Here is a 24303-nt window from a genome sequence, read left to right on the forward strand (position 1 = left end):
TTTTGCCCGTGATCGGACTACACAATCAACTGTCCTATAGCTGACACCTCCGGCGGGCCGCCCACCGTTTCTGCCGGTAGATGACCCGATCACCGTGGGTGATCAATGCGGGGGATGCGCTGTTCACCCGGCCATCTATTTCGGTTGATGGATGTCGCCTATCTTGCCACCAGAAGTTGCGTCTGAGGAGGCAGCATGTCGGGACCGCTCGACCGCCGCACCATCCGATCGAGGGTCTGGGCAGGTGCCCGGCTGCGCTCGACCGCGACGCTCGCCACCCTCGTCCTGCTGCTGGCCTTCGCCGTCCGGGCGGACCTGCCGGACATGGTCCCGGCCTCGGTCTCCTGCGACTCCATCGGCTACGCCTACGACGCCGCCGGACAACTGGCCGGGGTGCAGGACCAGGGCGGCCGGACCGCCCGCTACCGGTACGACCCCACCGGCAACACCACCTCGGTCAGCAACGACGGCACCCCCGCCCCCGCCCTGGCCCTGCTGTCGGTGGTGCCGGCCCGCGCCGCCGTCGGCACCGAGGTGACCCTGGAGGGCGGCTGCTTCTCCACGGTGGCGGCCGAGAACACCGTCGCGTTCAACGGCGTCCCCGCCACCGTCACCACAGCCACCGGCCGGCGTCTGGTCGCGCGGATCCCCGCCGCAGCGACCACCGGCCTGGTCACCGTCACCGTCGGCGGGGTCACCGCGACCAGCCCACAGTCCTTCGTGGTCACCGGGCCCGACGAGTCCGCGCCCACCGTCACCGCCGTGACGCCTTCCGTCGTGACGCCCGGCAGCACCGTCACCGTCACCGGAACCGGCTTCGCCGCCCAGACCGCCGACAACGCCGTCACCCTCAACCGCACCCGCGCCTTCACCTCGACCGCCGCCTCCGGCAACCTGACCGTCGAGGTCCCCACCGGCGTCGCCTCCGGCCGTATCGGCGTCCGCACCGCCCACGGCAGCGGGCAGAGCGCCGCCGACGTGTTCGTCGCGCCCGCCCCCTACACCGTGGCCGACGTGGCGCACACCGCCCGGGTCGCGCTCGGCGTCACCACCTCCGTGCCGATCCCCAGCGCCGGCGACATCGCGCTGGTCGTGTTCGACCTGACCGAAGGACAACGGGCGAGCGTGCAACTCGCCGACGGCACCTTCGGCTCCTGTGGCATCTCCACCGCCAAACTCCTCGACCCGTTCGGGCGTACCGCGACGTCGGCCGGGTGCGTCGGGGCCACCGGCTTCATCGACACGGTCACCGCCCGTACGGCGGGCACGTACACGCTGCTGCTGGCGGCGGCGAGCGCGGCCACCGGCTCGATCTCCGCGACCGTACGGGAGGTGCCGGCCGATGCCACGACCGACACCACGGCCGGCGGCGAAGCGGTCACCGTCACCACCACCGTGCCCGGGCAGAACGCCGCCGTGACCTTCGCCGGCAGCACCGGACAGCGGGTCTCGGTCAAACTCGGCGGTGGCACCTACGGCACCTACAACGCCGCCGTGACCCTGCGCAAGCCGGGCGGCGGCACGGTCGTCTCCAACGGCTCCTGCGGCACCGCCTGCTTCCTCGACACCACCGTGCTGCCGACCCAGGGCACCTACACCCTCGTCGTCGACCCGCAGGCCGCCGCCACCGGGGCGATCACCGTCCAGGTGTACGACGTGCCGGCCGACGCCACGGCGGCCACCACACCCGGCGGCCCGCAGGTCACGGCGACCACGACGGTGCCCGGCCAGAACAGCGTCATCTCGTTCCCCGGCACCGCCGGCCAGCGGGTCCTCGTCCAGCTCACCGGCGGAACGTACGGCACCTACAACGCGTCGGCGGTGGTACGCAAACCGGACGGCTCGAACCTGACCGGCAGCGGATACTGCGGCCAGTCGTGCCTCTTCGACACCACGGTGCTACCCGTCGACGGCACCTACACCATCCTGCTCAACCCCGACACCAGCTACGTCGGCGCGGTCACCGTGCAGGTCCACGACGTCCCGGCCGACACGACGGCGACCGCCACCCCCGGGGCCGGCGCGGTCACCGTGAGCACCACCGTCGGGCAGAACGCTGTGGTCGCATTCGCCGGCACCGCCGGGCAGCGGGTGTCGGTGCAGTTCACCGGTGGCACGTACGGCACGTACAACGCGTCGGCGGTGGTGCGCAGGCCGGACGGGTCGAACCTGACCGGCAGCGGGTACTGCGGCGGGTCGTGTTTCTTCGACACGGTGACCCTCCCGGTCGACGGCACCTACACCATCCTGCTCAACCCCGACGGGGTCACCGTCGGCCAGGCTGCGGTGCAGGTCCACCTGGTGCCGGCGGACGCCACGGCGACCGCCAGCCCGGGCGGCGCCCCGGTCACCGTCACCACCACCGTCCCGGGGCAGAACGCCGTGGTCGCATTCGCCGGCACCGCCGGGCAGCGGGTGTCGGTGCAGTTCACCGGTGGCACGTACGGCACGTACAACGCGTCGGCGGTGGTGCGCAGGCCGGACGGGTCGAACCTGACCGGCAGCGGGTACTGCGGCGGGTCGTGTTTCTTCGACACGGTGACCCTCCCGGTCGACGGCACCTACACCATCCTGCTCAACCCGGACACCACCTACCTCGGCCAGGCCACCGTCCAGGTCCACAACGTGCCGGCCGACGCCTCGGCGACCACCAGCCCCGGTGGGGCGGCCGTGTCGGTGACCACCACCGTCCCGGGCCAGAACGCGACCATCGCCTTCCCCGGCACGGCCGGGCAGGTCGTCACGGTCACCCTCAGCGGCGGCACCTTCGGCACCTACGACGCCGGCGTGACACTACGCGCCCCGGACGGCTCCACCCTGGTCAGCGAGAACTACTGCGGCACCAGCTGCTCGTTCAACGCGATCACCCTCCCGACCAGCGGCACGTACACCGTGCTGGTCAACCCGACCGGCACCACCCTCGGCGCGATCACCGCCCGCGTCTACGACCTGCCCAACGACGCGGTCGCCAACACCACCCCCGGCGGGGCGGCGGTGTCGGTGACCACCACCGTGCCGGGACAGAACGCCGTCGTGTCGTTCCCGGCGAGCGCGGGGCAGCGGGTGGCGGTGCAGCTGTCCGGTGGGACGTTCGGCTCGTCCGAGGCGACGGTGACGCTACGTCGTCCCGACGGCAGCACGGTCGTGTCGAACACCTCCTGCGGCACCTCGTGCTTCCTCGACACCGCCACACTGCCGGCGGCCGGCACGTACACCATCCTGGTCGACCCGAAGGGCACAGTCGTCGGCGCCATCACCGTCAAGGTGCACGCCGTACCCGCCGACACCACCGCGACCACCAGCCCCGGCGGGGCGGCGGTGTCGGTGACCACCACGGTGCCGGGACAGAACGCCGTCGTGTCGTTCCCGGCGAGCGCGGGGCAGCGGGTGGCGGTGCAGCTGTCCGGTGGGACGTTCGGCTCGTCCGAGGCGACGGTGACGCTGCGCCGTCCCGACGGCAGCACGGTCGTGTCGAACACCTCCTGCGGCACCTCGTGCTTCCTGGACACCGCCACCCTGCCGGTCGAGGGCACCTACACCCTGCTGGTCGACCCGAGGACGACCGCCGTCGGGACGCTCACCACCCGGGTGTACGCCGTGCCCGCCGACACCACCGCGACCACCAGCCCCGGCGGGGCGGCGGTGTCGGTGACCACCACCGTGCCGGGACAGAACGCCGTCGTGTCGTTCCCCGGCACCGCCGGGCAGGTCGTCACCGTCAGCCTCACCGCGGGCGCGTTCGGCGGCGGCAGCGTGACCGCGACGCTGCGCGCACCCAACGGCAGCGCGGTCAGCTCCTCGTCCTGCGCGACGAGCTGCTCGTTCAGCTCGGTGCCGCTCACCACGGCCGGCACCTGGACGATGCTGGTCGACCCGGCGGCGGCGGCCGTCGGCAGCCTCACCGTGCAGGTGTTCGACGTGCCCGTAGACGCCACCGTCGGCACCACCCCCGGCGGCGACCCGGTCACCGTCACCACCGTCAGCCCCGGGCAGAACGCCGTGGTGACGTTCCCCGGCACCGCAGGACAGCGGATCCTGGTGCAGGGCACCGGCGGCACGTACGGCACGTACAACGCGACGGCGATCGTGCGTAAACCGGACGGGTCGAACCTGACCAGCAGCACGTACTGCGGTGCGACGTGCCTGTTCGACACGACGGTGCTCCCGGTCACCGGCACGTACAGCATCCTGATCGACCCGGCCTCCACCTACACCGGCGCGCTCACCGTCCGGGTCCACGACGTGCCGGCCGACGTCACCGCCGACACGGCCCCCGGCGGAGCCGGCGTCACCCTCACCACCACCGCTCCGGGGCAGAACGCGGTGCTGTCCTTCACCGGCGCGGCGGGTCAGCGGATCGTGGTGCAGGGCACCGGCGGCACGTACGGCACGTACAACGCGACGGCGATCGTGCGTAAGCCGGACGGGTCGAACCTGACCAGCAGCACGTACTGCGGGGCGACGTGCTTCTTCGACGTCACCACCCTGCCGGTCGCCGGCACGTATAGCATCCTGCTCAACCCCGACGCCATGTACACCGGCGCGGTGACCCTCCGGGTCTACGACGTGCCGACGGACACGACGGTCGGCACCACCATCGGCGGCCCGGCCGTACCGGTGACCACCACCGCTCCGGGGCAGAACGCGGTGCTGTCCTTCACCGGCGCGGCGGGTCAGCGGATCGTGGTGCAGGGCACCGGCGGCACGTACGGCACGTACAACGCGACGGCGATCGTGCGTAAACCGGACGGGTCGAACCTGACCAGCAGCACGTACTGCGGGGCGACGTGCTTCTTCGACGTCACCACCCTGCCGGTCGCCGGCACGTACAGCATCCTGCTCAACCCCGACACCATGTACACCGGCACGGTCTCCCTGCGGATCTACGACGTCCCGGCCGACGCGGCCGCCGGCACGACCCCGGGCGGCAGCGCGGTCACCCTGACCACCACCGCCCCCGGCCAGAACGCGGTGCTGTCGTTCCCCGGCACCGCCGGGCAGCGCATCGCGGTGCAGGGCAGCGCCGGCAGCTACGGCACCTACAACGCCACGGTGGTCATCCGCAAGCCGGACGGCACGAACCTCGGCAGCAGCGCGTACTGCGGGGCGACCTGCTTCTTCGACGCCGTCACCCTGCCGGTGGCCGGCACGTACAGCATCCTGCTCAACCCCGACGGCATGTACACCGGCGCGGTCACCCTCCAGGTCCACGACGTCCCGGCCGACGCCACCGCAGCCGTCACCCCCGGCGGTGCGGCGGCCACCCTGACCACCACCGTGCCCGGCCAGAACGCCACCCTCACCTTCCCCGGCAGCGCCGGCCAGGTGGTCACCGTGGCGATGACCGCCGGCACCTACACCCGCTACAACGCCACGGTGGTCATCCGCAAACCGGACGGCACGAACCTCGGCAGTAGCGTGTACTGCGGCGACACCTGCACCCTCAGCGCCGTCACCCTGCCGGTGGCCGGCACGTACACCGTCCTCGTCGACCCGTCCGCGGGCACCGTCGGCACCATCACCGGCGAGGTACGGCTGCCGGCCGCAGCCGCACCCGCGACGAGGACGCCGTCGACGAAGACACCGGCCCGGCCCGCAGGCGACCCCACCGAGGCATGGACCCCGGACCGGTTCAACCTCGCCGGCGAGGACTGGTCAAGCCACCGCACCGGCGCCCACGGCCACCTCCAACCGACACTGCGGGCCGACCGGGGCGTCACCGCCCTCGCCGGGCAGGCCCTGCTGCTCAACGGCCAGCCGCTCACCGACGTCACCCTCACGGTGGGCCGGCGCAGCACCCGCACCGACGCCACCGGCCGGTTCCTGCTCACCGGACTCACCGCCGGCCACCACGTCCTGGTCATCGACGGGAAGACGGCGAGCCGCCCCGGCCGGGCGTTCGGCCGCTTCGAAACCGGGGTGGACCTGCGGGCGGGGGAGACCACCGAGCTGGGTTACCCGATCTGGATGACCCGCCTCGACACCGCCAACAGCGTCCGCTTCCCCTCACCCACCCGCAAGCAGACCGTCATCACCACCCCGGCCATCCCCGGTTTCGAGGTGCGGCTGCCCCAGGGCTCGGTGATCCGCGACCGGGCCGGCAAGCGGGTCACCGAACTGTCCATCACCGCCCTGCCCGTCAACCAGCCGCCGTTCCCGCTCCCGGCCGGGGTACGCACCCCCGTCTACTTCACCGTGCAGCCCGGCGGCGCGGTCATCCTGCCCGAGGGCGCCCAGATCATCTACCCGAACACCCAGGGCCTCGCCCCCGGCAGCCGGCTCGACTTCTGGGACTACGACCCGGGCCGCCGGCCCTGCGTCAAGACGCCGGTGAAGTCCTACCCGAAGAAGCCCACCACCACGGCGAAAACCCCCGCCGTCTGCGCGGTCACCGGCGCGCAGGCCGGCTGGTACATCTACGGCCACGGCACCGTCACCCCCGACGGCCGGCAGATCATGCCCGACCCCGACGTGCGGGTCTGGGAATTCACCGGGGCGATGTTCAACGGCAGCGGCAAACGCCCCGCCGGCACCGGCCCGGGCGAGGACGGCGACGACGGCGGCGACCCGGTCGACCTGGCCAGCGGCCTGTTCGTCGACGAACACACCGACCTGACCGTCAACGACGTACTGCCCATCTCGATCACCCGCACCTACCGGCAGAACGACACCCAGAACCGCGAGTTCGGCATCGGCGCGAACTTCACCTACGGCATCTTCATCAACTCCAAGCAGGAGTACGTCGAGGCCGACCTGATCCTCCCGGACAGCGGCAAGGTCCACCTCGTGCGGACCAGCCCCGGCACCGGCTGGGTCGACGCGGTGTTCACCGCCGTCGACACCACCGGACCGTTCCGCGACGCGGTGATGAGCTGGAACGGCGACGGCTGGGACCTCGTCCGCACCGACGGCATGGTCTACGTCTTCGGGGAGAACACCCCACTCCAGTCCATCCGGGACCGGCACGGCAACCAGATCACCCTCACCCGCGCAAGCGGCGGACAGGCCGGCGACATCACCCAGATCACCTCGCCCAACGGCCGCTGGATCAAGCTCAGCTACACCGCCGGCCGGGTCACCCGGGCCCAGGACAACGCCGGTCGGGCCGTGCAGTACGGCTACGACTCCGCCGGCCGGCTCACCACGGTCACCTCGCCGGGCGGCCGGACCACCACCTACACCTACGACACCGCGCACCGGATGACCACGGTCACCGACGCCCGGGGCATCACCTACCTCACCAACAGCTACGACTCCGCCGGCCGCGTCGCCACCCAGACCATGCCCGGCGGCGTCACCTACGGCTTCACCTACACCACCGACTCCGCCGGCAAGGTGGTGAAGACGGCGGTCACCGAACCCGACGGCAGCATCCGCGAGACCCGCTTCGACACAGCCGGCCGGGTGACCACCGAGACCACCGCCGCCGGCACCACCCACGCCCGCACCTCGACCACCACCCGCGACCCCGCAACCCACCTGCCGACCGCGCTGGTCGACCCGTACGGACGGCGCACCACCCTCGGATACGGACCCGACGGGCAGCTCACCGGACTCACCACGCTCGCCGGCACCGCCGCCGCGCAGTCCGCCACCCTCACCTCCGGCGGGCCGTACCGGCAGCTCACCTCGGTCACCGACGACCAGGGCCGCACCACCCGGATGCAGTACGACGACCGGGGCGACCTCACCGCCGCCACCGACGCCGCCGGCCGCACCCGGCACTACACCTACAACACCGCCGGCCAGGTCACCGCGTTCACCGACCCGCTCGGCAACACCACCCGCTACACCTACGAACACGGCGACCTGGTCGCGGTGACCGACCCGCTGGGCAGGACCACCCGCAGCTTCATCGACGCCGTCGGCCGCCCGGTCGCGGTCACCGACGCCAACGGAGTCCTGGAACAGGTCCGCTACGACCCGGACAACCAGGTCGTCACCAGCACCGACGGCCTCGGCCGGGCCACCACCTTCAGCTACGACGGCAACGGCAACCTGACCACGGTCACCGACGCCCGCGGCAACAGCACCGGCGTCACCTACGACAGCTCCGACCGCCCCGTCACCGTCACCGACCCCCGCGGCAAGCAGGCCCACCAGACCTACGACGTGCTCGGCCGGGTCGTCTCGGCCACCGACCGGCGCGGCAAGACCACCGTCACCGAGTACGACGTCCTCGGCCGCACCACCTTCATCGGATACGGCGCCACCGCCGGCCCGACCTACGAGAGCACCAAACAGTTCAGCTACGACACCCTCGACCGGCTCACCACCATCAACGACTCCACCGGTGGCCTGCTCACCCTCGGCTGGAACGACCTCGACCAGGTCGTCAGCGTCGCCGGCCCGACCGGCACCGTCGGCTACAGCTACGACGCGGCCGGCCGACGCTCCGCCATGACCGTGCCCGGCCAACCCGCCGTCTCCTACAGCTACGACCCGACCGGACTGATCGAGCAGATCACCCAGGGCGGCACCACCGCCACCTGGCAGCGGGACGCCGCCGGCCGCACCACCCGGGTCGACCAGGCCGGCGTCACCACCCGGTACGCCTACGACGCCGCCTCCCAGCTCACCCGGCTGTCCTACGAGACCACCGGCGGGGTGCCGATCGGCGATCTCCGCTACGGCTACGACGGCACCGGTCGGGTGGCGAGCCTGACCGGCAGCCTCGCCCAGGTCACCGTCCCCGCCACCGGGCCGACGGCCAGCTACGACGCGGCGAACCGGCTGACCAGCCGAGGTGGGCAGACGTTCGGCTACGACGACGAGGGCAACCTGACCGGCGACGGCGTCCGCGGCTACACCTGGAACGCCCGGGGTGAGCTGACCGGGGTGACCGGGCCGGGCCTGACCACCGCCTACGGCTACGACGCCGCCGGCAGGCTGGCCAGCCGGACCGCCGCCGGAGCCACCACCACCTTCGGCTACGACGGCCCGAACCTGGTCCGGGAGCAGACCGGTGCGGCGGTGGCCGACCGGCTCACCGCCGGGCTGGACCAGACGCTGACCCGCACCGACGCCGCCGGCGCCCGGGTGCCGGTCACCGACGCGCTCGGCAGCGTGCTCGGCCTGGCCGACGCCGCCGGCACGCTGACCACCCGGTACACCTACGACCCCTTCGGTGCGGTCACCACCAGCGGCGCGACCAGCGGCAACACCCAGGGCTTCACCGGCCGGGAACGCGACGCCGACACCGGGCTGACCTACCACCGGGCCCGCTGGTACAGCCCGGAGACGGGCCGGTTCCTCAGCCAGGACCCGGCCGGGTTCGGCGGCGGCAGCACCAACCTCTACACGTACGCCCTCAACGACCCGGTCAACCTCTCCGACCCCAACGGCGAATTCCCGATCGTGCCGATCCTGATCGGGGCGTTGATCGGCGGTGCCTCCTCGGTCGGCATCGGCGCGGGCCTGGCCGCGCTGACCGGCCGCAAGTACAGCATGGGCGACGCCCTGAAGGACTTCGCCATCGGCGGCGGACTGGGGGCGCTCACCGGTGGCCTCGGCGCGTACCTCAAGGCCGGCAGTTCGGTGTGGAAGCTCAACCAGTTCGAGCGCGGCCTCGCCATCGAGGCCAAACTCGGCGGCAACCTGCCCCGCGGCTTCCCGACCATCGACCGGTTCGCCAACGGCACCGCCACCAGCATCAAGAGCATCGACCTCACCGCGAAGAGCTACCAGAGCGCCGGCCAGCTCACCAGCCGCCTTCAGGGCTACGTCGACAAGGTGGCTGACTTCGCCACGAGCAGCAAGGTGGACTGGGCCCACAGAACCATCAGACCGGGGGAGGTCACCGCCCGTGAGTTGGAGATCGCCGTCCAGCGCGGCGCGGCCACCGGCGCCCAGCGCAACACGCTCAACCAGATTGTCCAGTACGGTGCCCAGAAGGGGGTGACCGTGCGGATCATCCCGATCAGATAGGCCGCCATGGGCGTTCCACAGGCAGCCCGGGGGCGTCCCCCTCTACACCGAGGACACCGATGACCAGACTCGCTGCACTCGACCTGCGCAGAGGGCGCTACGTCGCATACTCCTCCTCGCTCTGCACCGACGGCATGTGGATCGCCAACGGCGTCTTCGACATCCTCGACACATCGACTGGAGATCGAGAGCTGGGCGCGGCGATGCGCCGGATGCTCGACGCTTCCCGCACCGGCGTACCAACCCCCGATCTCCGGGTGGCGTCGCCGCTCGCGCCGGTCCTCGACGCGCTCGGGGCCCGCTCCTACGCCATCTACGCCAAAGGCACCCGCCACGTCGGCGTCGAGTGCGACGCCGACGTGGTGCTGGTCAGCCCCACCCGAAACGGCGGAGCCCGGGAAGGCTTCGTCGAGCTCACCGAACACACGGTGCGGCTCACCACCCCCGACGACGAAGAACTCGGCGAGGCGCTGCGCGGCGCGCTCGACCGGTCGAGCTGAGGCATGAACGACCACCCCCGACTCAGCCGCCGCACCATGCTGGCCGGCGGCGCACTGGCCATGGCCGCCTCAGCCCTCGCCGCCTGCTCGGCCGACGCGCGTACCCCGGCCCGCCCGGCCGCCCCCGACCCGGCCGCAGGGCTGCCCGACATCCAGTTCGACGTGGCCCGGTTCAGCGCACCCGAGCAGTCCTCGCCCACCGGCGGCCCGTTCGTCATGCCACCGGTGCACACCGTCTACCTGACCGCCGCACTGTCGCGCACCCCCGACGGCGACGACCAACGGGAACTGACCCGGGTGCTCGCCGCCCTGGAGTCCCGCTACCCGTTCGGCGCGGCGAACCTGATGACCTTCGTCTCCTACGGCCTGCCCTACTTCCGCCGCCTACCCGGCGGTCTCACCGGCGACCTGGTCGGCACGCACCTGCCCCGCCTGCTCGCCGACCCGACCCGCTCGGTGCTGGATGAGGCCGTCCCCGCGCCGACCGACGTCCACCCGGACAACCCCACGGTGACCAAGAAACGGTTCACCGTGCCGGTCCGGATCGAGACGAACGACCTGCTGTTCACCGTCCGCAGCGACCGCGCGGCGGTGATCCAGGACGTGCTGGCCTGGTTCGACGGCAACGGCACGCTCGCCGGCCGGCCGACACCCCCGCCGGCCTTCGCCGGACTGCTCACGATCACCTCCAGCCGGCACATGTTCACCCAGGTCGGCCTGCCCCGCTCGGTGGCCGAACAGAACCAACTGCCGTACGCCCGGTTCATCCAACCCGACTCGCCGATGTGGATGGGCTTCTCCGACCAGCAGGTCAACGCGTCCGGGCCACCGGAGATCTGCACCTTCGCCGGCCACCCCTCGGCCCGGCTGAGCACCGCCCGCCCCGGCGACTACCTCGACAACGGCAGCATCCAGCACCTGTCACACGTCATCCTCGACATGCTCCAGTTCTACGACATGGCCGCGCCGGGCACCCCGCCCAGCGACAACGGCAACTTCACCAAGCGGGTGCAGTACATGTTCCACGCCCCACCGGTGCACCCCGGCAACCCCGACCAGCTCACCGACGGCGGCGGACCGTCGTTCCTCCCCGCCGAGAACCGTGGCCCGGACTACGCCGAGCGCACCGCCCGGGGGATCGGCCTGCCCCGGGGCGAGCGACGGATGGGCCACCTGTCCACCCTGCAGCGCAGTTCCCGGGCATCCGACGGCACCCCCATGCACCTACGGGTGGACGGCCCGGGCTTCGACCCGATGGACACCCCGGACGGCAGCAGCCAACCGAAGCTGCACTTCAGCGTCTTCGTGCCGACCGCGGACTTCTTCGCCCGGATGCGACGCAGCCAGGCCTCGGTGGACCTGGTACGCAAGCACCGGGTGGCCGAGCAGGACAACGGCCTGGAACGCTTCCTGACCTGCACCCGCCGACAGAACTTCCTGATTCCGCCCCGGCGACACCGGGCCTTCCCCCTCGTCGAACTGGCCGACTAGCACGCCAGCCGCACCGGCCCGATCTTCAGCTTCCGCAGCTCATCACCATGATGGGCACCCCCGGCGTCGACCCGGGTACCCGCTCGGGGTCAGACGCGGGCCGCGGTCGCCGCCACGATCGCCGCGAGGTCGGCGGGCGTCGACGGGAACGAGGTGCCCGCTGCCCGGGAGCAGGCGCTCGTAGCGGTCCCCGTCGCCGCTCAGGACGTTCTCGGCGAGACCGTCCGGCGCCCTTCGGCGTCCAGGACTGCGGCCCCCAGCGGCAGCGAGGCCCCGGCCCGACGGGCGGCCACCGCCCGGATAGACCCCCGCCTGATCCGGCCCACCCGGCGGAGACGTCGAATCCCGGTAGCCATGTCGACCCGGCTCATGGATGATCGACATCTGGGTCGCTAGCTCAACTGGCTAGAGCATCCGACTGAGTAGCGCGTCCGCCCTCCGCTGTGCGGCGATGGCTGCGCTTCCTTCTCCCTGTTGGATCGGAGGGTTCGGGGTTCGAGTCCCCGGCGACCCACTGTGCCACTGCTGCGCGCCGCCACCTGCCGCAACCGACCGGAACGGAGGAGCACGTGATCGAGAAGCTGATCATCCAGAAGACCCTGCGCGTACCGGCGAGCACGGCTGCGGCCGGCGACGGCACGACGGTGGCCCGGCAGCTGGACGCGACGCTGCTCGATGTCGGGTTCTCCGCCTCGCGGGCCCTGCTGGAGCACGTCGGCGCCCTGGCCCCCGCACCGGCGATGGACCTCGCCGCCACGGTCGTCTCGGCGGTACGCGAGCTGGTCGGCGATCACGTCCAGCACAACGCCTACTTCATCGGTTTCCCGCACGACGTGCCGGACACCATCGAGTTCTGGGTCGACCGGCTGCGGGCGGCCGTGCTGACCGGCGGGGGCACGGCGACCGACGCGCAGCTGCGCCACGCCGCCGTCGCGGGCGGGGTGAACCTGCTCGACCTGCCGGCCTACGGCACCTACCAGCACACCTACGCGGAGCTGCTGGCCGCGCACGACACGTTGGTCACCGCGGCCGGTGACCGGGTGACCCTGCTGCATCTCGGTGACACCTCCGAGGTGGAGGCGGCACGGCTCTACCTGGCCCTGGCCGGCAGCCCGACGCCGCACGGCGAGGCCGACCTCGCCATCCTCAGCGAACTGGCGGTGGCCTGTGCGGACGGCGCGCAGCCGACCGAGATCCCGGTACGGGAGAACCGCGCCGTCCTCAACGGGATCCGGCTCGTCCTCGGTCGGCCGCTGGTCGGCGTGGACACGACGACCGACGTGCTGCGCCTCGCCTGCCAGGTCTCCGGCGGAGACGTCTCGCTGGCGACGCCCACGCGGTTTCGTGCCTTCCGCCGTCCGGAGCGGCGGATGCTGTTAGCCGCGCTGAACGAGGTCGTCGCCGCGCACCCCGACAAGCTCGGTGACGTCGCGCGCTACGCGGAGCGCTGGAAGCGGCTCGGGGAACGGCTGCACCCCCACGAGTACGACCAGTGGCCGCACGCGCAGGAGGTGTTCACGGTCGCGCGCGGCCAGCGGCGGGTGCACAACCTCGCCGGCCGCGCGGAGACGGCGATCCGCGCCGGTGCCATCGGCCCGGCCGCATCGGTGCTGTCGGCCGCGCCGGGCCTGCTCCTGCGATCCGCCGACCGGCTGCTGCGGCTGGCGTCACCGTCGGAGCGGACCACGGTCGTCGACGCGGTCACCGGCGCGCTCGGCTCGGCATCGGGCCGGGTGCTCCTGTCGCTGCGCGAGCACGTCGACAACCGGTTGACCCCCGCCTCGGCCCGGATGTACGCGAGCCGCTCCCGTACGGCGTGGGTCGGCCCCGACGAGCGGCCGCCGCTGCCGGCCGCGTTGGTGGCCGAGTTGTCGTCGCTGCTCGACGCCGAGATCAGCGCCCGGCTGCCGCAGTGGCAACGACCGCTGGTGGTGGACCCGAAGGTGCTCGACGTCGCCCTGCCGCTGTCCGGCAAGGCCGCCGAGGGTGGGTTCGCGGTCATGCCGAGGGGCTCGCGGGCATCGGTCTCCGGTGAGGTGCTGCGCTTCTTCACCTACTGGCGTCAGACCAGCCGCCGCACCGACTACGACCTGTCGCTGCTGCTGCTCGACGACCAGTTCCACAGTTCGGGTCAGGTGTCCTGGACGAACTACCGGCACGACGGCGTGGTGCACTCCGGCGACGTCACCGACGCGCGCAACGGTGCGACCGAGTTCATCGACGTGCCGCTGACCGTCGGTGGACGGTACGTGGTTCCGCAGGTCAACATCTACGCGGGGGAGTCGTTCGACGAGGTCGCCGAGTCGATGTTCGGGTACCAGACCCGGACGCGGGACCAGGGCGGCGCACCGTTCGACGCCCGGACCGTGCGGGCGCGGTCGCACCTGCGCGGTCAGGGTCGGGTCGCGCTGCCGATGGTGTTCACCAGGAACGAGCGTGGCTGGCAGGCGGTGTGGCTGCACCTGTACCTGGGGGGATGGCCGTCGTTCAACCGGGTGGAGGGCAGCACGTTCACCACGGCCGACCGGGTGCGGGCACTGATGGAGCGGCGGTACCTCACCGTGTCGTACCTTGTCGACCGGTGGCGCACGCGGGCCGAGGTGACGGTGTGGGACGGCCGGCCGCCGGACGAGCCGGTCACCTTCGTCGGCATCGAGGCGCCGGAGAACCTGCCGGACGGATCGGAATCATTTACCCTGGGTCGACTCAACGAGTTGATCCCTGAGTAAGCGGCGACAGTCGAGGCCATGCGGGTGCTTCCTGCTACTCCGTTCGATTCGGGACCTCCGCGCAAGCGGAGGATCTGGTATTCAGCCCCCGCGCTCTCCTCGACGTCCGGCCACTCTCCTTCTTCCCAGCTTGACACGAAGAGCAGATCCGGCACGTGTTCGCCGACTGTCGGGTTCGCCGGTCGTCTGGTCGACTGGGCGCGTGACATGCTGCGCACCACCGTGGAGATCGTCCGCAAGCCCGCCGACCAGCAGGGGTTCGTCGTGCACCGCCGCCGCTGGGTGGTGGAGAGGCGTCAGGCGCGATGGCGGCGGGTCTTCTCGATGTGGTAGCGGCCGGCAGGCGCGGGGAGCCCCGGGTGGGGCCGACGCCGAAGATCGGCACCGGCCCCACCCGGGGGTCGCCGGCCGTCAGGGCCTAGCTGGTGGTGCAGGTGATGCTGGCCGGCGGGTTGTTGGTGCCGTTCCACGTCGCGGTGAAGCCGAACGTGGTGGAGGCGCCTGCGGCGAGCGTGCCGTTGTAGGCGACGTTGGCGACCGTCACGTTCGCCCCGCTCTGGGTGTGACTGCCGTTCCAGATCTGGGTGATCGCCTGGCCGTTGGGAAAGCTCCAGGAGACCTTCCACCCGTTGATCGGCGACGCCCCGGCGGTGACGGTGACGTCGGCCTGGAAGCCACCGGCCCAGGAGTTGGTGATGGTGTACTTCGCCGTCGCCTGGCCGGCCGGCGGCGCGGTGGTGCCGGTCGGCGTCGGGGTCGGCGTCGCGGTGGGGGTCGCGCCGACGAAGGTTAGCTTGACCACGTACGCGAGTGCGTTGTACGGAGCGCTCGCCGAGGGCATGGCGACGTGCAGGCCGGACCCGTCCTGGGTGGGCCGGGGCAGGTTGACGTACGTGCCGGCGGTGGAGCCGAGCAGCTGCACGCCGGTCAGGTTGCCCAGGTTCACCCGGCTCGACGTCATCGTCGAGATGGTCAGGGTGCTGCCCGGCCAACCCAGCACCGTCGCGTACAGGACGGTGTTGTTCTTGTTGCGGGTGAACCGGATGTCCCGGTTGGTGCCCGCGCGTGGGGTGACGAAGGACCCACCGCCCATCTGGGTGGGTCCCTCGCCGTGGACGGACCAGGCCCGGGTGCCGTAGATCGACTCGCCGAACCGCCTGAGGTGGTCGCCGATGCCCCGCAGGATCGTCTGCTGCCCGGAGGGGATGACACCGTCGGCCGTCGGCGCGACGTTGAGGACCATGGTGCCGTTCTTGCTGACCCGGTCGATCAACGCGTGCAGCAGGGCGGTGGTCGAGTAGTAGCCGATGCCCTGGGTGTAGCACCAGCTGCTGCTGGAGACGCTGTCGTCGGTGAGCCAGTACGGGGACTGGATGCCCGCCGGGCCGCCCCGCTCGAAGTCGTAGACCTCACCGCGGTTGTTGAACCCGTCCTTGTAGGTGACCACCACGTCCCGGTTCCACGTGACAGCGTTGTTGTAGTAGTACGCCAGGAAGTCCAGTCGCCGGGCCTCGTCGATCCGGCCCAGGTAGAGGTCCTGCCAGATGAGATCGGGCTGGTAGCCGTCGATGACCTCCCGCAGCTTGTCGGTCCACAGCTGCTGCTCGGTGGCGTTGTCGAGCTGACCGTAGAGCTTGCGCAGGGTGGTGCTGGACTGCTGCGGCACGTACTGGTAATAGCCGCCGAAGTTCCACTGGTGGTGCAGCGAGACGAACAGCTTGAGACCCTTGGCGCGGATGGCGTCGGCGTGCAGCCGCAGCAGGTCCAGCTTCGGGCCGGTCGCCACGGAGTTCCACTCGTTGACCCTGCTGTTCCACATCGAGTAGCCGTCGTGGTGCTCGGCCACCGGGCCGGCGAACTTCGCCCCGGCGTCGACGAACAACTGGGCCCACTCGTTGGGGTCCCAGTTGCCGCCGGCGGATCTGAGCTTCGGCGCGAACTGCACCCAGTTGCCCGCCTTGTCGCGGGCCCCGTTGATGAAGTTGTGGTACGGCCAGGCCGCCGGATCGCCGTACGCGCTCTTGTGATGGTTGTTCTCGTACGAGCCGTTGTTGTACATGTTGCGCGGGTACCACTCGTTGCCGAACGCGGGAACGGTGAACGCCCCCCAGTGGTAGTAGATGCCGAACTTGCCGTCCTGGAACCACTCGGCGGCCGGTGGGTGCTGGTCGACCGAGGCCCAGGTGGGCGTGTAGCTCTGCGGCCCTGCCGTGGCCAGGGCGTTGCGGACGCCGAGCAGGCCGGTGGCGGCGGCGACGCCGGTGGCGCCGCCCGCGACGAGCAGGCCGCGGCGGGTCAGTCGAAGCGAGGACGAGGACATTGGACGGTCTCCTGCCCGGACGGTGGTGGGATGACCTGCCGCAGAAGGTGTCACCGGTAGCCGGCGGCGACGATGTTCGCCTGGACGGCGTTCTCGGTGGCGTCGGTGGGGTAGCCGGCGGTCATCACGCCCTCGTAGAAGGTGCCGGCCGCGCCGTGGCTGTTGTCGCCGCCGATACCGAGGATGATCGCGCCTTCCTTTTTCATCGGGTTGTAGCCCGCCACGTTGGGGCGTGCGCCGTTGTAGAAGGTCGACAGGCTGCCGGACTGGGCGTTGCCGCCACGGATGGCCCAGTGGTTGGGCTCGCCCTTGACGATGGCGGTGAGGTAGCGGTGGCTGATGCTGGGGTCGTTGGCGTTGTACTTCTGGTTGACCCCGGAGAAGAGGCCGTTCTCGAGGTCGGCCATGATCCACGGGCCGTTGCCGGCGCCGTAGCCCCAGACCTTGTTGTTGCCGAAGTAGATGGCCTCCATGGTGCCGTTGCCGTTGTCCCGGCTGTTGGTCTCGGCGTTGCCGTAGTCGAAGCAGCAGCCGCCGTTGTAGTGGGTGCCGTCGAGGATGGCGTACATCCCCTCGGGTTGGTCGCCCTTGGCGATGCCGTTGGTGGTGTTGTTCCGGTAGCCGGTGCCGGGGGCGACGAACACCCCGTACGCCTTCTGGCCGTTGAGCGTGGTGGGGGCGGCGGTGGCGTTGGCGAGGTTGTCGTATCCGCCGGGGGCGGGGCCGGGGAAACCGCCGGGAGGCGCCTGGGTGAGGTGGTTACCGCGGCCGCTCTGGTCGTAGATGATGGTGATCAGGCAGGTGGTGTTGGCGCAGAAGGTGTCCTGGGCGGCGGCGTTGGCGACTCCGCCGGCGGTCAGTGGGGTGATGTTGCGGGTGGTGTTGTCCGAGGCGCGGCGGACCTGGTAGAGGTTGCCGGTGTACGCGGCGTACAGGGCCCGGGTGGTGCTGTGCGCGGCCACGCAGGGCGTGTTGCCGGCGGCGTAGAGGTCGCAGGGCAGGCGGGTGCCCGGCGGCGGCGTGGTGGGTGGGGGCGTGGTGGGCGGAGGGGTGGTCGGCGGCGGTGTGGTGGGTGGCGGTGTGGTCGGGGTGACGCCGCCGGTGCAGGTCGTGCCGTTCAGCGTGAACGTGGTGGGGGCCGGGTTGCTGCCGGTCGCCGCGCCGTTGAAGCCGAACGAGGTGCTGCCTCCGGTGGGGATGCTGCCGTTGTAGGACACGTTGGTGACGGCGACCTGGGCGCCCGACTGGGTGTAGGAGCCGTTCCAGAGCTGGGTGACGGTCTGGCCGGCGTCGAAGCTCCAGGTGAGCCGCCAACTGGTGACCGGGTCGCCCAGGTTGGTGATGGTGACGCCAGCGCCGAAGCCGCCGGGCCACTGTGAACTGACCGTGTAGGTGACCTGGCAGCCGGCGGCCGCCGCGGACGCCTGGGGCGTCCCGACTGTGCCGCTGCCGATGAGCACCAGCGTAGCCAGGGCCGCGACCGACCCCGAGGCTTGACGCCAGACAGTGCCACGTTTCATGGAGTCCTCCAGATGTGGACGAGAGTTCACGGGCCCACTCGGGGTGGGTCCCTCCGGTTCGCCGCCTGTCGGGCCCGAACTCCGGCAGGCAGGAGCAACCGTGCAGCCCGGTGAGTCCGCTGGTCGGTGCCGTCGGGGCTGGCGGCCCGGACGCCAGGGCCAACGGTCAGCCGAATCGGCGGCAGAGGGCGTGACCCACACTGCTGCACTGATGAGCAAGTTAACGTTCACATACGAGCGTGTCAATGGATATGGCGACCGGGGTCCACCCTGCTCTCGACCGCCTGCTAGGGGAGCGAAAGACCCATCCACCAGGGAAAACGAATGACGGTGGCGCTGCGTCCTGGAGCTGATCGGGAAGAACGACAGCTTTCGCGAGTGGTGGGGGTTTCGCATCGGCGGCGGGCCGGACGTGCGAAATCGTGCCGATCGGAGTGTCCCGTGTGGGTGGGAAGCCGGGCTGGGGTGCCCCCGGCGGGCGGTTTGCCGTCGTCGGGCAGCTCCAGAGTGCACCGACGGCTAGGTTGATCCGAAACTGTTAACGCGGGCATTCTCGCCCCTGGGGGGTTGGACCTGGGCGGGTTCGGCCGCATGTTGGCAGGCAGAGATGCATTTCAGCACCTTCAGGGGTGCCAGGCCGCAGGGACTGCGGCCGACGATCGAGGGTTTAGAAGTTTCGAGAAGATTGGTGTCCCATCTTGACGGGCGCCGCATCCATCCATAAAGGTCCATGTGGGCAGTCGCATCCTCGCCGCCGTGCCGGCGGGCACAGGCGGACTGGTCGCAACCGCCGCCCACGCCGTCGCAGGCTGTCGGGTCGACTACCCGGTCACCAGTGCCTGACCGGGTGGCTTCGGCGCGGCGGTCACCAAACAGCGATCGGGTCCCTTTGTGCCGACTCGCACCGGTGTGCAACCGGGACTGATGACGTTCGGTGTTGGCAGCCGGCGTCCGCGCTCCTTCGACAGAACTGGGGCCGCACGGTCGCGGCCAATCTCATCCTGTGCCGATGCGGTCCTGCTCGTTAGACCTACTGCACTTTTCGACCAAGCCAACCGACAAGCACGCCGACAGAAGGGGCCCGCACCGTGGCGATCAGTCGACGAGCACTCGTCAAGGCCGTGGCCGCGTCCGGTGCGCTCACCGCGGCATCGGTGGCTGGGCTGCCCGGTGTTGCGTGGGCGGCGAACACCGCGTACGCGTTGGCCTACTTCACCGAGACGCCGAGCTTCCAGGGCGCGGACTACGGTCCCGTCCTGGCAGTGATCCAGGACGAGCCACGGTGGGTGGCCCGCTGCCCTGCGCAGTTCTTCGGTCACGTCGGAGGAGCCGACGATCCGGAGCCGGGCGGGGCGGTGCTGCCACGGGCGACGAGAGTCGTGCCGACCTCGTATCGTTCCTGGCTGAGCGACCGGCCATCGACCATGGTCAGCGCGAGTCGGGCGGCGGTGGCACCGATCTCGGCGAACGGCTGCCGCACCGTGGTCAGCGGCGGAGCCAGCCACGCCGCCGATTCGACGTCGTCGAAGCCGACAACGCTGAGATCGTCAGGGATCCGCAGCCCCGCCTCCCGCGCCGCCACGTAGACGCCCATCGCCTGCAGGTCGTTGCCGCAGACGACGGCAGTCGGCGGATCCGGGCGGGCGAGCAGCTCGGCGCCGAGGTCGCGGCCGTCCTCGACGGTGAATATCCCGTGCCGTTCGAGGGTTGCGTCGAACGGGACACCGGCGTAGTCCAACGCGGCCCGGAAGCCGTCCAGACGAGCCCGTGCGTGCAGGTCCCTGACCGGCCCGGTGAGCACTCCGATCCGCCGATGACCGAGGTCGAGAAGGTGCTGGGTGGCGGCGACGGCACCGCTCCAGTTGTTCGACCCGACGGCGGGGGTGGGAAACAGGCTCCCGATCGGGTCGACCGCGACGAGTGGTGTCCCGGCCGCCGCGAACTGCTCGCCGTCCTCGGCGGTGAACAGGGAGAACATCGTGATGACGGCGGCTGGCCGCCGCAGCAGCAGCGGCGCCGCCCAGGGTTGCCCCGCTCTCAGGTGCTCACCCACATCGGTGAAGCCGACCGTGTAGCCGCTGGCAGAGGTGACCCCCTGGACACCGAGCAGGATCTCCATGGCGATCGATGACAGCATCTGGTGGAAGACCACCTCGATGCAGAGGGCCGTGCCGGTGGTCTCCCGCCGTCGGTAGCCGTGGTCGCGGAGCAGTGCCTCCACCCGCTGCCGGGTCTGTTCGCCCACGCCGCGACGGCCGTTGAGGACCTTGGAGACCGTGGGTGGGGAGACGCCGGCGAGTTCGGCGATCGCGGCGATGGGCAGGTCACCGCGCCGGAGTCTGCGGAGTGGCTGCTCGGGGCCTTTCTCAATCACGAAGGAAGTCTATGGGTCGAGGTGCGGGGGTTGACCAGTGCCGCTCAGGCCGCCGGACCGCCGCCTTGTCGTCTGTCGACGACTGCGGTAGGCGCGAAACCGTTATCGATAACATTCGAAAGTCCCGATGGTGGATCGCGTCGTCCTCGAATCGGTTCGTAGCAGGTGAAAGAGGGTGGGACACCGTGCGGGCGGCGGTTTCGGGGGTTTCGACCGACCGTCAACGGCTGGGAACTTTCGCGAAATCTGATCGTCACATCTTGACGGCTGAGACAGCCATCCACGAGAGTCCATGTCAGGGAATGTGACGCGCGGTCGGGAGCCCGGGCGTCGGTGGACCCTTAGGTGAGGATGCCTGGGCAGCATCCTGTGAACGCTAACAGAACGGCGGTTCCACCTGGCGCGAACCGGCGTTCGTCGGCATCCGGGCTGATGGCTGCCGGTATCGATGGCAGCCGGCGTCCGCATCTCCTCCAGCGAGACCAGGGTCGCGATGGTGGCGGCCGGCCGCACCCTGCCCCGCTGCCGCTCCGCCGCTCAGACGTACTGCATTTTCGCAAATGGACGACCAAAACGATGGCAGAAGGGTTCCGTATCGTGGCGATCAGTCGACGAGCACTCATCAAGGCCGTGGCCGCGTCCGGTGCGCTCACCGCGGCATCGGTGGCTGGGCTGCCCGGTGTTGCGTGGGCGGCGAACACCGCGTACGCGATGGCCTACTTCACCGAGACGCCGAGCTTCCAGGGCGCGGACTACGGTCTGCACCTGGCGGTGAGCCGGGACGGTCTGAACTGGACACCGTTGAACCAGAACAATCCGGTGGTGACCCCCACCCAGGGGCAACTGGGCCTGCGTGACCCGTTCGTGTTGCGGAAGCAGGACGGCACCTTCGTGGTGTTGGCCACCGACCTCAAGGGCACCAACTTCGGCCTGAACAGCCAGTACCTGCACGTGTGGGACTCGACCAACCTGACGAACCTCACCGGCTACCGCCGGATCAGGATGCACACCCTGCCCAACTCGCACACCTGGGCACCGACGGCGTTCTGGGACGCCGCCCGGGGGCAGTACGCCATCGTCTACTCCTGCAACAGCGGCGGCGACGTGCTGATGGTCAACTACACCAGCGACTTCGTCAACATCGGCCCCCAGCAGGTGTTCTTCAGCCCCGGGTTCGGGGTGCTCGACGGCGACGTCGTCGTCGACGGCGGCACCACCTACCTGTACTACAAGAACCTCTCCACCGGTCTGCTGCACGGCGCGCGCTCCTCGACCGGGGCGCCGAACAGCTTCACCACCTACACCAGCGGGCTGCGGATGGGCAACGCGATCGAGGCACCGCTGCTGGTGAAGAACAACGACGGCAGTGGCTGGCGGCTCTGGGGTGACTCGTTCAGCCCGGTCAACGCCGACTACTACATCTGGTCCACCTCGAACATCGCCGGCAACTCGTGGACGGCGCTGAACCAGCGGGACTACACCCCGCCGCTGAACGCCAAGCACGGCTCGGTCGTCGGGATCAGCGACGCCGAGTACAACGCGATGGTGTCCCGGTGGGGCACCCCGAACTGGGTGCGGCTCAAGTCGTCGAACCTGCCGGACTACTTCGTGCGGCACAGCAACGGCGTCGGCCGGATCGACCCGTTCCCGTTCGACCCGTACCAGGACCAGTTGTGGCGGATGGTGGCAGGTCTGTCCGACTCCGCGGGTGTCTCGTTCGAGTCGGTGAACCGACCGGGGAACTTCCTGCGGCACAGCAACTACGCCATCCGACTCGACCCGAACGACGGGTCGGCGACGTTCCGGGCGGACGCCACCTTCCACCGTACCGCCGGCCTGGCCGACGCGGCGTGGACGTCGCTCCGGTCCGCCAACTTCCCCGACCGGTATCTGCGGCACGCCGGAAACGTCCTGCGGATCGACCCGCTCAGCGCCGGTTCGAGCGTGACCGACCGGCAGGACGCCACCTTCCGCATCACGTCCTGAGCGAGGAGAGCACCGTGACGAGAAACCTGCTGCGACGTGGCACCGCGCTACTCGCCGGCCTGCTCTGCCTGGTGGTGCTGACGCCGGTGGTCAGCCGCGCGGACAACCCCGTCGTGCAGACCATCTACACCGCCGACCCGGCCGCGCTCGTGCACAACGGCCGGGTCTACCTCTACACCGGCCACGACGAGGACGGCTCGACTTACTTCACGATGAAGGACTGGCGCGTCTACTCGTCGGCCGACATGGTCAACTGGACCGACCACGGCTCCCCGATGAGCCTGGCCACCTTCAGCTGGGCCAGCGCCGACGCGTGGGCCGGCCAGACCGTCTACCGCAACGGCCGCTTCTACTGGTACGTCCCGGTCAAGAACCGGGCGACCGGACGGATGGCGATCGGCGTCGCGGTCGCCGACAGCCCCACCGGCCCGTTCCGCGACGCCATCGGCCGGCCACTGGTGGAGAACGGCGAGATCGACCCGCACGCCTTCGTCGACGACACCGGACAGGCGTACCTGTACTGGGGCAACCCCAACCTGTGGTACGTGCGGCTCAACACCGACATGACCTCGTTCTCCGGCGGCCCGACCCAGATCCCGCTGACCACCGCCGGCTTCGGCACCCGCAGCGGAAACACCAGCCGCCCCACGCTGTACGAGGAGGCGCCCTGGGTCTACAAGCGCAACGGCGTCTACTACAACGTGTTCGCGGCCGAGTGCTGCTCGGAGTTCATCGCCTACTCCACCGCTCCCGGCCCGACCGGGCCGTGGACCTACCGGGGGACGATCATGCCCCGGCAGGGGACCAGCTTCACCAACCACCCCGCCGTCATCGACTTCAACGGCGGCTCGTACTTCTTCTACCACAACGGCGCGCTGCCGGGCGGCGGCGGCTTCACCCGCTCGGTGGCGGTGGAGAAGTTCAGCTACCGGGCCGACGGCACCATCCCGACCATCAACATGACCACCTCCGGCGCCCCGCAGGTCGGCACCCTCAACCCATACCTACGCCAGGAGGCCGAGACGATCGCCTGGTCGGTCGGGGTGGAGACCGAGCCGTCAAGCGAGGGCGGGATGAACGTCGGCTGGCTCAACAACGGCGACCACATCAAGGTCAAGGGGGTCGCCTTCGGCACTGGTGCCACCTCGTTCACCGCCCGGGTCGCGTCGGCGACCACCGGTGGCCGCATCGAGGTACGGCTGGGCAGCGCCCCCGGTACCACCGTGGGCACCTGCACCGTCCCGGTGACCGGCGGCTGGCAGACCTGGACCACGGTCACCTGCCCGGTCAGCGGCGCCATCGGGACCCAGGACGTGTACCTCAGGTTCGCCGGCGGCAGCGGCAACCTGTTCAACGTCAACTGGTGGCAGTTCCGCTGACGCCCCGCTCCGCCCCGGCCGTCCGTCCCACCGTGGCCGGGGTGGGACCACCTCCACCCCCACGTACGAGGAGACAC

10 protein-coding genes and 1 tRNA gene are annotated in these 24303 nt (G+C 70.6%); 8 read left to right on the top strand and 3 right to left on the bottom strand.

Translation table 11 applies throughout. The features are described from left to right. Positions 1-195 precede the first annotated feature (195 nt). From FJK98_RS12430 to FJK98_RS34545, 6 genes are all read left to right on the top strand, one after another. Entirely contained in the window at positions 196-9927 is a 9732-nt protein-coding gene (locus FJK98_RS12430) for a pre-peptidase C-terminal domain-containing protein (RefSeq protein ID WP_145919161.1), read from the top strand. A 59-nt stretch (positions 9928-9986) separates the two neighbouring features. Beyond that, complete coding sequence (locus FJK98_RS12435; protein WP_145919162.1) at positions 9987-10427, top strand: hypothetical protein; 441 nt, start codon at positions 9987-9989, stop codon at positions 10425-10427. Positions 10428-10430: 3 nt separating this feature from the next. After that, a complete protein-coding gene (locus tag FJK98_RS12440) occupies positions 10431-11918 on the top strand; it encodes a hypothetical protein (protein ID WP_205789426.1) in 1488 nt (495 codons plus the stop codon). A 386-nt stretch (positions 11919-12304) separates the two neighbouring features. Next, positions 12305-12432 (top strand) — tRNA-OTHER (locus FJK98_RS33180). 55 nt (positions 12433-12487) lie between these two features. Continuing rightward, positions 12488-14647, top strand: coding sequence for a hypothetical protein (locus FJK98_RS12445; RefSeq protein ID WP_145919163.1), 2160 nt, complete (start codon positions 12488-12490; stop codon positions 14645-14647). A 207-nt stretch (positions 14648-14854) separates the two neighbouring features. Then, positions 14855-14980: a hypothetical protein gene (locus FJK98_RS34545; protein WP_255470169.1), complete on the top strand. Its 126-nt coding sequence runs from the start codon at positions 14855-14857 to the stop codon at positions 14978-14980. Positions 14981-15065: 85 nt separating this feature from the next. On the opposite strand, the gene FJK98_RS12450 is transcribed toward FJK98_RS34545, so the two are convergent. The 3 genes from FJK98_RS12450 to FJK98_RS12465 all read right to left on the bottom strand — a co-directional run bounded on the left by FJK98_RS12450 (position 15066) and on the right by FJK98_RS12465 (position 20861). After that, the gene (locus FJK98_RS12450) at positions 15066-16967 is read right to left on the bottom strand and encodes an alpha-L-fucosidase (RefSeq protein WP_145919164.1); all 1902 of its coding nucleotides are present in this window, start codon (positions 16965-16967) and stop codon (positions 15066-15068) included. Between the two features lie 50 nt (positions 16968-17017). Next, on the bottom strand, positions 17018-18487 hold the full coding sequence (locus FJK98_RS12455) for an arabinofuranosidase catalytic domain-containing protein (RefSeq protein ID WP_145919165.1): 1470 nt from the start codon (positions 18485-18487) through the stop codon (positions 17018-17020). Positions 18488-19802: 1315 nt separating this feature from the next. Beyond that, positions 19803-20861: a LacI family DNA-binding transcriptional regulator gene (locus FJK98_RS12465; protein WP_145919166.1), complete on the bottom strand. Its 1059-nt coding sequence runs from the start codon at positions 20859-20861 to the stop codon at positions 19803-19805. 597 nt (positions 20862-21458) lie between these two features. Here FJK98_RS12465 and FJK98_RS12470 point away from each other — a divergent pair. Next, complete coding sequence (locus FJK98_RS12470; RefSeq protein WP_145922713.1) at positions 21459-22847, top strand: glycoside hydrolase family 43 protein; 1389 nt, start codon at positions 21459-21461, stop codon at positions 22845-22847. 14 nt (positions 22848-22861) lie between these two features. Continuing rightward, positions 22862-24226 (top strand): glycoside hydrolase family 43 protein, encoded by a 1365-nt coding sequence (locus FJK98_RS12475; protein WP_145919167.1) that lies wholly within the window; start codon positions 22862-22864, stop codon positions 24224-24226. The last annotated feature ends 77 nt before the right edge of the window (positions 24227-24303 follow it).

This window comes from Micromonospora sp. HM134 (genome assembly GCF_007833915.1).
GTDB classification, from domain to species: domain Bacteria; phylum Actinomycetota; class Actinomycetes; order Mycobacteriales; family Micromonosporaceae; genus Micromonospora; species Micromonospora wenchangensis.

Bases quoted from the DNA above. Each gene is read 5' to 3' on its own strand.
- FJK98_RS12430 (WP_145919161.1), top strand. From the start codon at position 196: ATGTCGGGACCGCTCGACCGCCGCACCATCCGATCGAGGGTCTGGGCA.
- FJK98_RS12435 (WP_145919162.1), top strand. From the start codon at position 9,987: ATGACCAGACTCGCTGCACTCGACCTGCGCAGAGGGCGCTACGTCGCA.
- FJK98_RS12440 (WP_205789426.1), top strand. From the start codon at position 10,431: ATGAACGACCACCCCCGACTCAGCCGCCGCACCATGCTGGCCGGCGGC.
- FJK98_RS34545 (WP_255470169.1), top strand. From the start codon at position 14,855: ATGCTGCGCACCACCGTGGAGATCGTCCGCAAGCCCGCCGACCAGCAG.
- FJK98_RS12450 (WP_145919164.1), bottom strand. From the start codon at position 16,967: ATGTCCTCGTCCTCGCTTCGACTGACCCGCCGCGGCCTGCTCGTCGCG.
- FJK98_RS12455 (WP_145919165.1), bottom strand. From the start codon at position 18,487: ATGAAACGTGGCACTGTCTGGCGTCAAGCCTCGGGGTCGGTCGCGGCC.